We start from the raw sequence: 10,555 nt of genomic DNA, 5'->3' as shown, positions 1-10,555 counted from the left end.
GGCGCCCGCGGTCGCCGCGGCGACCACGGCGGCGGTCGGCAAGCTGCTGCGCACCGTCGCGCAGGAACGCGCCGCCACCGTCCATCGCGGCGGGCCGACGATCGAGGACGTGGTCCGCGAGGAGTTGCGCCCCCTGCTGAAGGACTGGCTCGACAATCACCTGCCGCCGCTGGTGGAGCGGCTGGTGCGGGCCGAGATCGAGCGGGTGGTCGGGCGCGCGCTGTAGCTGGCGCGACCGGCCGGGCCGCACGCCTGAAGGACACGGAGCTCAGCGTGGCCAGGTTCCAACTCGCCATCGGGCGCGGCGGCCTGGCCGCGGCGTTCGTCCTCTCGGTCGCCCTGGCAGGCGTGCTCTATGCCAGCTTCGTCACCTCGCTCAGCCCGCTGTCGATCCTCTATAGCGAGGGCTGGAACATGGCCCACCAGGTCACGGTGCTGGAGGGCCGGCCGCTCTACGGCAGCGCGCCGACCTTCACCGTCGCCAACTACCCGCCGCTGTCCTTCTACGTCGTCGCGCTGACTGCGGGTCTGGGCGGGCTGGATGCGCTGGTGGCGGGCAGGCTCGTCTCCTTCGCGGCCTTCGCGCTCTGCTGCGGCATGGTCGGCCTCTGCGCCTGGCTCTTCGGTGCCCGGCTGCTCCACGCCGCCTGCGCCGCGCTGACCTTCGGCATCGTCGTCGCCGCGCCGATCGCGGTCGGCATCGGCTGGGTCGGTGCGAATGAGCCCCACCTGCTGGGGCTGGCCTTCTCTCTGGCCGGGCTCGCGGCGTTCCTGCTGGCCGGGCCGCGGCGCTGGCTGCTGGTCGGCTCGGCCGTGCTCATCGCGGCGGCGGTGTTCACCAAGCTGTCCTTCGTCGCCATCCCCGTCGCGCTGGGCCTGCACCTGCTGGCGACGCGCGACTGGCGCCGGCTGGCGGTCTGGGTCCTGGCCGGGATCGGCGCCACCATCCCGATGCTCGCCTGGACGCTCTTCGCGGAAGGTGGCCATGCCCTGGCCCACATCTTCTTCGAGCGTGCGGTCTCCCGCTGGTACGCCGTGCCGATGGTGATGACGCTGATCGAGCGTTGCGGGACGCTGCTGCTGGCGGCGGTGGTCGCGCTCGGCCTGCTCTGGGCCTGGCGCCACCCGCAGCGCGGGCTCCTGACGCTGCTGTTCGCCTCCACCCTCGGATTCTCGGTCTTCTTCTCCGCCGGCAACGGCGTGGCGCTGAACATCTTCTTCGACCTGATGGCCGTCGCCGCCATCGTCTGCTTCGTGCCCTTCGGCGAGGTCTGGCCGGAGACGGGCCGGCGCGGGCAGGGCGTCGTGCTGGCCATGGCGCTGCTGCTGCCGGCCGGCTCGACCCTCGGCGTGGCGCCCGGCGCGGTCTGGGGCGTCCTGAAGGAGCAGCGCGCGCGCGTCGAACTGGCGACATCCTACCGCGAGATGGGACGGCAGCTGGCCGAGCTGCCGGGCGACATCGTCTGCGAGGACCTCGTGCTCTGCCTGCGCGCCGGCAAGCGGGTGATCTACGACACCTACTTCGTCGACGACCAGATCCGCGTCGGGCGGCTGGACGGGGCGGCGGTCGCCGGGCTGTTTGCCGCGCGCAGCTTCCCGGCCGTGCAACTGGGCCAGGACGTGCCGGCGACGCTGGAGGGAAGGGGCCCGATGCGGCGTTTCCCCACCCTGGTCGCCAACAGCATCCGCGACAACTATGCGGTGGCGGTGGCGTCCGGGAAGCACGTCATCCTGCGGCCGCGGCCCGCCGGCCAGTAGGCTGCGCCGGGTTTCCGGCCGCCCCCGCGGCATGGGCGCCCCGCCCGCTTGGCCCTTGACGTTGCCGCACCGGCGCGGAAGGGATGCCGGCATGCTCGACAAGACCTTCGATCCGGCGGCGGTGGAGCCGCGCCTCTACGACCTGTGGGAGAAGGCGGGCGCCTTCGCCTGCCATCCCGCCTCCCCGGCGCAGCCCTTCACCATCATGATCCCGCCGCCCAACGTCACGGGCAGCCTGCACATCGGCCATGCGCTGACCATGTCCATCCAGGACATGCTGACGCGCTGGCGGCGGATGCAGGGGCGCGATGCGCTGTGGCAGCCCGGCACCGACCATGCCGGCATCGCCACCCAGATGGTGGTGGAGCGCCTGCTGGCCAGCCAGGGCCAGGACCGCCGCAGCATGGGCCGCGAGGCCTTCCTGCAGCATGTCTGGGAATGGAAGGCGCAGTCCGGCGGCGCCATCACGCGGCAGCTGCGCCGGCTTGGCGCCAGCCTGGACTGGCCGCGCGAGCGCTTCACCATGGACGAGGGGCTCTCGAAGGCCGTCATCCAGGTCTTCGTGACATTGCACGAGCAGGGGCTGCTCTACCGCGACCGCCGCCTCGTCAACTGGGACCCGGTGTTCCAGACCGCGATCTCCGACCTCGAGGTCGAGAGCCGGGAGGTGAAGGGCAGCCTCTGGCATCTGAAGTATCCGGTGGCCGGCGAGCCGGGCCGCTTCCTGACGGTGGCGACCACGCGGCCGGAGACGATGCTGGGCGACGTCGCCGTGGCGGTGCACCCGGATGACGAGCGCTATCGCGACCTGGTCGGGAAGCACCTCATCCTGCCGCTGGTCGGCCGGCGCATCCCGGTGGTGGCGGATGCCTATTCCGACCCGGAGAAGGGCACGGGCGCGGTGAAGATCACCCCGGCGCACGACTTCAACGACTTCGAGGTCGGCCGGCGCCACGACCTGCCGATGCCGTCCGTGCTGGATGCGGACGCCAGGGTGATGGTGGCGGAGATCGCCGCCGCGCTCTCGGCCGTGGGTGGCGACCCGGACTTCGTGCGCGCGCTGGACGGCGTGGACCGCTTCGAGGCGCGCAAGCGCATCGTCGCGCGCCTCCAGGAGCTCGAGCTGGTCGAGAAGATCGAGCCGCACACCCACCAGGTGCCGCATGGCGACCGCTCCGGCGTGCCCATCGAGCCGCGGCTGACCATGCAGTGGTACGTGGACGCGAAGACCCTGGCGCAGCCCGCCATCAAGGCGGTGGAGACCGGCCAGACGGCGTTCGTGCCGCGCCAGTGGGAGAACACCTTCTTCGCGTGGATGCGCGACATCCAGCCCTGGTGCGTCTCGCGCCAGCTCTGGTGGGGACACCAGATCCCGGCCTGGTACGCGCCGGACGGCGAGGTCTTCGTGGCGCGCAGCGAGGCGGAAGCGGCGGAGATGGCGCGCGCGAAGCTCGGCCGTGACGTCGCGCTGACGCGCGACCCCGACGTGCTGGACACCTGGTTCAGCAGCGCGCTCTGGCCCTTCTCCACGCTCGGCTGGCCCGAGAAGACGCCGGAGCTGGCGAAATACTATCCCGGCAGCGTGCTGGTGACGGGCTTCGACATCATCTTCTTCTGGGTCGCCCGCATGATGATGATGGGCATCCACTTCATGGGCGAGGTGCCGTTCCGCCACGTCTACATCCACGGCCTGGTCCGCGACGAGAAGGGCCAGAAGATGTCGAAGTCCAAGGGCAACGTGATGGACCCGCTGGAGCTGATCGACGCCTATGGCGCCGACGCGCTGCGCTTCACCATCGCCGCGCTGACCGGCCCGGGCCGCGACGTGAAGCTCGGCCGCAAGCGGGTGGAGGACCACCGCGGCTTCGTCACCAAGATCTGGAACGCCGCGCGCTTCCTGGAGATGAACGGCATCGCGGCGGATCTGGGCTTCGAGCCGGCGAAGGCGACCTCGCCGCTGGCGCGCTGGGTGCTGGACGCCGGCAACCGCGCGGTCGCGGAGTGTACCGCGGCGCTCGAGGCCTACCGCTTCGACGAATACGCCGCCGCCGCCTACCGCTTCACCTGGGGCACCTACTGCGACTGGTTCATCGAGTTCGCGAAGCCCGTCCTGAACGGGCCGGACGGCCCGGAGAAGGCCGAGGTGAAGGGCGCGGCCGGGCATGTCTTCGGCACCATCCTGCGCCTGTTGCACCCCGCCATGCCCTTCGTGACGGAGGAGCTGTGGCACCGCTTCGGCTACGGCGCGGAGGGCAGCCTGATCCGCACGGCTTGGCCCGACGCCGTTGCCGTGCAGGATGCGGAGGCGGCGCGCGCGGAGCTCGACTGGGTGGTGGCGCTGATCGGCGAGGTGCGCGGCGCGCGCGCCGAGATGAACGTGCCGCCCTCCGTCACCGTGCCCCTGCTGCTGCAGGGTGCGAGCGGCACCACGCTGGCGCGTGCGGCCGCCTGGATCGACGCGATCCGCCGGCTGGCCCGCGCGACGGAGGTGAAGCCGCTGGACGGCGCGGCGCCGAAGGGCGTTGCGCAGGTCGTGGTCGGCGAGGCGACGGTGATGCTGCCGCTGGCCGACGTGATCGACCTGGCCGCCGAGCGCGCCCGCCTCGCCAAGGCGCGCGGTACGGCGGAGGGCGAGGCGAAGAAGATCAGGGCCAAGCTCGGCAATGCCGATTTCGTCGCCCGCGCGCCGGAGGAGGTGGTGGAGGAGAACCGCGAGCGCCTGGCCGCCGCCGAGGCCGAGATGGCGCGCCTCGATGCCGCGCTGGCACGAATTGCCGGCTAGGGGAGGGACGCGGGATGGACATGGGCACGGTCAAGCTGCTGGTGGCGATCGTGCTGTTCTCGGCGCCGGTGATCTTCTGCGCGGAGGCGCTGCCGAAGCGCGAGCTGATGGGCCGCCGCCTCACCCGCCCGCAGGCGCAGGCCGTGGGCGCCGTGCTGGGGCTCGTCGCCGGCATCGGCTTCCTGCTGGCGACGGGCTAGGCACGTAGTCGCCCGTGGCGAGGACCCCGGCCAGGCGGCTTACATGCGGTTCATAACATCTTGCATATTCATACATAAAGACTTGCGCAATCTCAATTCCTGAGCGGGTGCCGCCTCGCTAGCGTGCACGCACGGCCCGGCGAATCAGCGCCCGGGTTCCGCGACCGGCGGCCGGGGGTCGCCGATGCAGGGGGGATTCCGCGTGAAACTGCCTTCGAAGCTCCTGGCGCTCGCCGCGCTCGGTATGGTCAGCGCCGGTCCGGCCTCGGCCGGGTTCGTCATCGGCTACCAGTCCGGCAATTGCGGCGACTGCGACCAGTCCGTGAACTTCCACGGCGCCGGCTCCGGCACGACCATCACGGGCAACACCAACCCGGCGCCGGTCTACGACGTCGTCGTGGTGAGCCTGGACGACATGGTCCTGCACGGCAGCGGCCAGGTCGTGGACAGCGGGCCCGGCGGGGCGGGCTTCAACGCCATCTCGCTGACGCCGGCGCTGCCCTATGCCTGGACCTATGTCGAGTTCATGCTGGCGCCCACCACGAAGAACCACGTCGGCGGCAATCTGACGCTCGCGGCGACCAACCAGAACGGCGCGGTCGAATCCGAGGTGCTGAACTTCCCCTGGGAGCCGGACAACGGACAGAACCAGCACTACTTCGTCCAGGCCACCGGGGGCGACCTGATCCGGAGCCTGACGATCAGCTACGTGGACGCGGATTGCATCGTCGGCCAGACAGAGCCCTGCAATCGGATCGGCGACATCCACAACATCGACATCAAGTCAGCCCGGGTGGACGGCGTCCCCATTCCGGAGCCCGGCTCGCTGGCGCTGCTCGGCCTCGGCCTGGCCGGGCTCGGCCTGGTCCGGCGCCACCGCGCGGGCTGAAGCACGGTCCGCGACCCGCGAAGGGCGGCCCCTGCCGGGGGCCGCCCTTTTTCGTTCCGGCGCGCCGCCCGCCCGCGCTTGCCCCGCCGCGCGGCGCGCGCGAAAAGGCATGGCCAGATCGCCTCGGGAACGCAGATCCATGACCAAGTGGGACAAGTCCAAGCTGCCCAGCCGCCACACCACCGTGGGGCCGGAGCGCGCGCCGCACCGCAGCTACTACTACGCGATGGGCCTGACGAAGGAGGAGATCGAGCAGCCCTTCGTCGGCGTCGCCACCTGCTGGAACGAGGCCGCGCCCTGCAACATCGCGCTGTCCCGCCAGGCGCAGAGCGTGAAGGTCGGCGTGAAGCGCGGCGGCGCCACGCCGCGCGAATTCACCACCATCACCGTCACCGACGGCATCGCCATGGGCCACCAGTCCATGAAGGCGTCGCTCGCCAGCCGCGACATCATCGCCGACAGCGTGGAGCTGACCATGCGCGGCCATTGCTATGACGCGCTGGTCGGCCTCGGCGGCTGCGACAAGACGCTGCCCGGGCTGATGATGGCGATGGTGCGCCTGAACGTGCCGAGCGTGTTCATGTACGGCGGCTCCATCATGCCGGGCAAGCACCGCGGCCGCGACGTCACCGTGCTCGACGTCTTCGAGGCGGTGGGCCAGCACGCCGCGGGCAACATGTCCGACGAGGAGCTGCTGGAGCTGGAACAGCACGCCTGCCCCGGCGCCGGCGCCTGCGGCGGCCAGTTCACCGCCAACACCATGGCCTGCATCAGCGAGGTCATCGGCCTGGCGCTGCCCGGCTCCGCCGGCGCGCCCGCGCCCGACGAGAACCGCGACTACTGGGCGGAGAAGTCGGGCGAGGCGGTGGTGGAGCTGATTCGCCGCAGCCTGCGCCCGCGCGACATCGTCACCCGCGACGCGCTGTTCAACGCCGCGGCGATCGTCGGCGCGACGGGCGGGTCCACCAACGCCGCGCTGCACCTGCCGGCCATCGCGCACGAGGCAGGGATCAAGTTCGACCTGCACGACGTGGCGGAGATCATGCGCGCCACGCCGCACATCGCCGACCTCAAGCCGGGCGGGAAGTATGTCGCGCTCGACGTCTACAACGTCGGCGGCGTGCCGGTGATCATCAGGGCGCTGCTCGAGGGCGGCTACCTGCGCGGCGACGCGATGACCGTCACCGGCAGGTCGCTGGCGGAGAACCACCGCGAGGTGATCGTCCCGAAGGACCAGGACGTGGTGCGCCCGACCTCCGATCCGATCAGCCCGATCGGCGGCGTGGTGTCCCTGAAGGGCACGCTCGCGCCGGAGGGCGCCATCGTGAAGATCGCCGGCATGAAGGCGCTTCGCTTCGAAGGCACGGCGCTCTGCTTCGACTGCGAGGAGGACGCCTTCAAGGCGGTGGAGATGCGCGCCTACAAGCCGGGCGACGTGATCATCATCCGCTACGAGGGGCCGAAGGGCGGCCCGGGCATGCGGGAGATGCTCTCGACGACCAGCGCGATCTACGGCCAGGGCATGGGCGACAAGGTGGCGCTGATCACCGATGGGCGCTTCAGCGGCGCGACGCGTGGCTTCTGCATCGGGCATGTCGGGCCGGAAGCCGCGGTGGGCGGCCCGATCGCGCTGATCGAGAACGGCGACCGCATCGTCATCGACGCGGAGAAGGGCACGATCGACCTGATGGTGGACGAGGCGACCCTGGCGAAGCGCCGGGCCGCCTGGAAGCCGCGCAAGACCGACTACAGCGCCGGCGCGCTGTGGAAGTATGCGCAGCTCGTCGGGCCGGCGGTGAACGGGGCGGTCACCCACCCCGGCGCCGCCGAGGAGAGCCATGTCTACGCCGATCAGTAGGATGTGATCGGCGCCGGGCTGGTTCCGGCGGCGCCTGCCACGGTGCCGCCGCGACCGCCACGGATCCGCCCCGAAGCCGCCGGGCCTTCGGCACGGGGCGGGCGTTGACTCTGGCATGCGGTGGCCAAGCCCTTCACCCGGCCGCCGCGCGCCGGAGGGCCCCATGCGTTCGCTCCGCCTGCTGACACTCCTGCTGCCGCTGGCGCTCGCGCCCGGCTGCGTGGTGGCGGGCAGTGTCCAGCCCGCCTATGGCTACGGCTACGGGTATGGCTACGGCCATCGTCCCTACTACGCGCCGCCGCCTCCCGTCTGGCGCCCGGCGCCGGTGTATCGGCCCTACTACCCGCCACCGCGCGCCTACTATCAGCCGCGCTGGCACGCGCCGCGCCCGCATTGGCACGGGCGGCCGCCGCACGGGCCGTATCGGCGCTGGTAGGCAGTCAGGACGCGAGTTCGACCAGCACGGGCGTGTGGTCCGAGGGGCTCTCCTCGCTGCGCGGGGCGACGTCCACCTCGGCCGCCGCCAGACGCTCGGCGAGTTCCGGCGAGAGCAGGGCGTGGTCGATGCGCAGGCCGATATTGGCGTCGAAATTCGCGCCGTAGTCCCAGTAGGTGTAGAGCCGCTGGCCCGGATGCAGTGCGCGGAGCGCATCGGTCAGGCCGAGATGCTCCAGCGCGCGCCAGGCGGCGCGGGTCTCGGGGCGCACCAGCGCGTCGGTCGGCGGCAGCGCGCCTGGCGCCAGGTCCAGCGCGGTGGGGCAGACATTGAAGTCGCCGAGGATCGCGAAGGGCGTGAAGCTGTCGAGCCGCTCCGCGGCGAGCGTGCGCAGTCGCGCCATCCAGGCGAGCTTGTAGCCGTAGCCCTCGTCGCCGCCGGAATTGCCGTTCGGCAGGTAGATGCCGGCGACGCGCATGCCGGCGGCGGCCACCTCGACGTAGCGGGCCTGGGTGTCGGCGGGATCGCCGGGGAGCGACTCGGCCACGACCTCGAAGGGGATGCGGCCGAGCACGGCCACGCCGTTGCGCCCGCCCGGCTGGCCGACGGCGTGCAGGCGGTAGCCGGTGCCCTCGAATTCCAGCGCGGGCACTTCCTCGGTGCGGCACTTCAGCTCCTGCAGGAAGAGCAGGTCGGGCTGTTTCCGCTCCAGGAAGCGCCGCACATGCGCGGCGCGCCGGCGGATCGAGTTCACGTTGAAGGTGGCGAGGGTGACCATGGGCCGCGCAGACTGCCCGCGCGGCGCTGCGCCATCAACCGACGCTGAAGCTGGTCCCGCAGCCGCAGGCGCTGACGGCCTGGGGGTTCTTCACGGCGAAATGGGCGCCGATCAGCGCCTCGGTCCAGTCGAGCTCGGCTCCGGCGAGCAGTTCCAGGCTGACCGGATCCACGAAGACCCGCGCGGGGCCTTCCTGGATGACCAGGTCGTCCTCGGCCGGCGTCTCCTCGATGGCGAAGCGGTACTGGAAGCCGGAGCAGCCGCCGGCATCCACGGCCAGGCGCAGGCCGCCGCCGGGCTTGCCTTCGCGGGTCGCGATCTCCGCCACCTGGGCGGCGGCGCGGGGGGTGACGCGGAAACTGGTCTCGACGGGGGCGGCGGCGGACATGCGGGAAGTCTCCTTGACCTGGAGATATAGGACAAGCGGTGTCCGGTTTCCAAGCCGCCGCCTCTTCCGCTCGGTTGCCGCGGCGCGGGACGTGATGCTAGCGCTTGGGAATGGATCCGAAGCGCCTGCCGGACGGGCTGGCTCCCTGGGCCGTGCATGCCGGGAACTCGCGCGGCCGGCTGTTCCCCGAGCCGGGCGGCGGCGCCCGGTCGCCCTTCCAGCGCGACCGGGACCGCATCATCCACTCCACCGCCTTCCGGCGGCTGCAGTACAAGACGCAGGTCTTCGTCTATCACGAGGGCGACCATTTCCGCACGCGGCTGACCCACAGCCTGGAAGTGGCGCAGATCGCCCGCTCCATCGCGCGGGAACTGGCGCTCGACGAGGACCTGGCGGAGGCGCTGGCGCTGGCGCACGACCTGGGCCACCCGCCCTTCGGCCATGGCGGGGAGGATGCGCTGGACGCGATGATGAAGCCGCATGGCGGCTTCGACCACAACGCGCAGTCGCTGAAGGCGGTGACCCTGCTGGAGACGCGCTATGCCGGCTTCGACGGGCTGAACCTGACCTGGGAGACGCTGGAAGGCCTGGCCAAGCACAACGGCCCGCTGCGCCGGCCGCCGCCCTTCATCGCGGAGTACGACCGGAAGCACCCGCTGGACCTGACGAGCCACGCCAGCGCCGAGGCGCAGGTTGCCGCCATCGCCGACGACATCGCCTACAACAACCACGACCTGGATGACGGCGTGCGCGCCGGCCTGTTCCCGCTGGAGGATGCGGCCCCGCTGCCGCTGGTGGCCGAGGCGTGGGAGGCGGCCAAGCGCGACAATCCCGGCCTGCCGCGCGACCGGGCGGTGAGCGAGACGGTGCGGCGCGTGATCAACGCCATGGTGAACGACGTGGTGGCGGAGACGCGGCGGCGGATCGCGGCGCTGGATCCGAAGTCGGCCGACGATATCCGGGCGCATGACCGGCCGGTGGTCGCCTTCTCCGAGGGCATGATGGAGGCGAACAACCAGCTGCGCGCCTTCCTGTTCCAGCGGATGTACCGGCACTGGCGGGTCAACCGCACGACGCAGAAATGCAAGCGGGCGCTGCAGATGCTGTTCACCCTGCTGCATGGCGAGCCGCGCCAGCTGCCGCCCTGGTGGCAGGCCAAGGCGGGGGAGCCGGGCAGCGCTGCGGCGGCCGCGGCGGTCTGCGATTACCTGGCTGGGATGACGGACCGCTACGCGCTGGAGGAGCACAAGCGCCTGACGGACCCGTCGATCCCGGGGTAGGGCGTGCTTTGGCGCTTTGGCGCTTTACGCGGTCCGGGGCGGTCGGCGCGTTTCGGACAAGGGGCTGACCTAGCTAAGGGTGGAAAGGCTAGGTTGGAGAGATGGTTAGGCGCCGTCGGAGCCGGCTGTCGCGTTCGGTTCAGCAACGGCTGCTGGAGTACTTCGTCGCCGGCACGCCGGCGCGGA

10 protein-coding genes are annotated in these 10,555 nt (G+C 71.4%); 8 read left to right on the top strand and 2 right to left on the bottom strand.

Translation table 11 applies throughout. From position 1 onward, the window contains the following. The 7 genes from OZN99_RS17180 to OZN99_RS17150 all read left to right on the top strand — a co-directional run. Nucleotides 1–226, top strand: a 226-nt coding sequence (locus tag OZN99_RS17180) for a DUF2497 domain-containing protein (protein ID WP_270936487.1), incomplete at its 5' end; no start/stop codon positions are given. Nucleotides 227–273: 47 nt separating this feature from the next. Then, nucleotides 274–1,758 (top strand): hypothetical protein, encoded by a 1,485-nt coding sequence (locus OZN99_RS17175; protein WP_270936486.1) that lies wholly within the window; start codon nt 274–276, stop codon nt 1,756–1,758. Between the two features lie 91 nt (nt 1,759–1,849). Continuing rightward, entirely contained in the window at nt 1,850–4,540 is a 2,691-nt protein-coding gene (locus OZN99_RS17170; protein ID WP_270936485.1) for a valine--tRNA ligase, read from the top strand. A gap of 14 nt (nt 4,541–4,554) precedes the next feature. Next, the gene (locus tag OZN99_RS17165) at nt 4,555–4,740 is read left to right on the top strand and encodes a hypothetical protein (protein WP_270936484.1); all 186 of its coding nucleotides are present in this window, start codon (nt 4,555–4,557) and stop codon (nt 4,738–4,740) included. A gap of 202 nt (nt 4,741–4,942) precedes the next feature. After that, entirely contained in the window at nt 4,943–5,629 is a 687-nt protein-coding gene (locus OZN99_RS17160) for a PEP-CTERM sorting domain-containing protein (protein ID WP_270936483.1), read from the top strand. Nucleotides 5,630–5,768: 139 nt separating this feature from the next. Then, nucleotides 5,769–7,487, top strand: a complete 1,719-nt coding sequence (ilvD, locus tag OZN99_RS17155; RefSeq protein ID WP_270936482.1) for a dihydroxy-acid dehydratase — start codon at nt 5,769–5,771, stop codon at nt 7,485–7,487. A gap of 163 nt (nt 7,488–7,650) precedes the next feature. Continuing rightward, entirely contained in the window at nt 7,651–7,923 is a 273-nt protein-coding gene (locus OZN99_RS17150) for a neuropeptide-like protein 29 (RefSeq protein ID WP_270936481.1), read from the top strand. 4 nt (nt 7,924–7,927) lie between these two features. Here OZN99_RS17150 and xth read toward each other — a convergent pair whose 3' ends face one another. Next, nucleotides 7,928–8,701 carry an exodeoxyribonuclease III gene (gene xth, locus OZN99_RS17145; RefSeq protein ID WP_270936480.1) on the bottom strand — a complete coding sequence of 258 codons (774 nt, stop codon included), beginning with the start codon at nt 8,699–8,701 and terminating at the stop codon, nt 7,928–7,930. Between the two features lie 34 nt (nt 8,702–8,735). Continuing rightward, nucleotides 8,736–9,089 (bottom strand): HesB/IscA family protein, encoded by a 354-nt coding sequence (locus tag OZN99_RS17140; RefSeq protein WP_270936479.1) that lies wholly within the window; start codon nt 9,087–9,089, stop codon nt 8,736–8,738. A 110-nt stretch (nt 9,090–9,199) separates the two neighbouring features. Between OZN99_RS17140 and OZN99_RS17135 the strand changes: the two genes are divergently transcribed. Continuing rightward, a complete protein-coding gene (locus tag OZN99_RS17135; RefSeq protein WP_270936478.1) occupies nt 9,200–10,369 on the top strand; it encodes a deoxyguanosinetriphosphate triphosphohydrolase in 1,170 nt (389 codons plus the stop codon). Nucleotides 10,370–10,555: the final 186 nt, after the last annotated feature.

Origin of the sequence: Falsiroseomonas oryzae (assembly GCF_027856955.1) — a bacterium.
Classification (GTDB): Bacteria; Pseudomonadota; Alphaproteobacteria; order Acetobacterales; family Acetobacteraceae; genus Falsiroseomonas; species Falsiroseomonas oryzae.
The sequence above is the reverse complement of the archived record's forward strand: the minus strand, read 5'-3'. Positions and strand labels throughout refer to the sequence as shown.

What these genes read in the sequence shown, in the direction of transcription:
- OZN99_RS17135 (WP_270936478.1), top strand. Translation starts at nt 9,200, where the DNA reads ATGGATCCGAAGCGCCTGCCGGACGGGCTGGCTCCCTGGGCCGTGCAT.
- OZN99_RS17140 (WP_270936479.1), bottom strand. Translation starts at nt 9,089, where the DNA reads ATGTCCGCCGCCGCCCCCGTCGAGACCAGTTTCCGCGTCACCCCCCGC.
- OZN99_RS17150 (WP_270936481.1), top strand. Translation starts at nt 7,651, where the DNA reads ATGCGTTCGCTCCGCCTGCTGACACTCCTGCTGCCGCTGGCGCTCGCG.
- OZN99_RS17165 (WP_270936484.1), top strand. Translation starts at nt 4,555, where the DNA reads ATGGACATGGGCACGGTCAAGCTGCTGGTGGCGATCGTGCTGTTCTCG.
- xth (WP_270936480.1), bottom strand. Translation starts at nt 8,701, where the DNA reads ATGGTCACCCTCGCCACCTTCAACGTGAACTCGATCCGCCGGCGCGCC.
- OZN99_RS17170 (WP_270936485.1), top strand. Translation starts at nt 1,850, where the DNA reads ATGCTCGACAAGACCTTCGATCCGGCGGCGGTGGAGCCGCGCCTCTAC.
- ilvD (WP_270936482.1), top strand. Translation starts at nt 5,769, where the DNA reads ATGACCAAGTGGGACAAGTCCAAGCTGCCCAGCCGCCACACCACCGTG.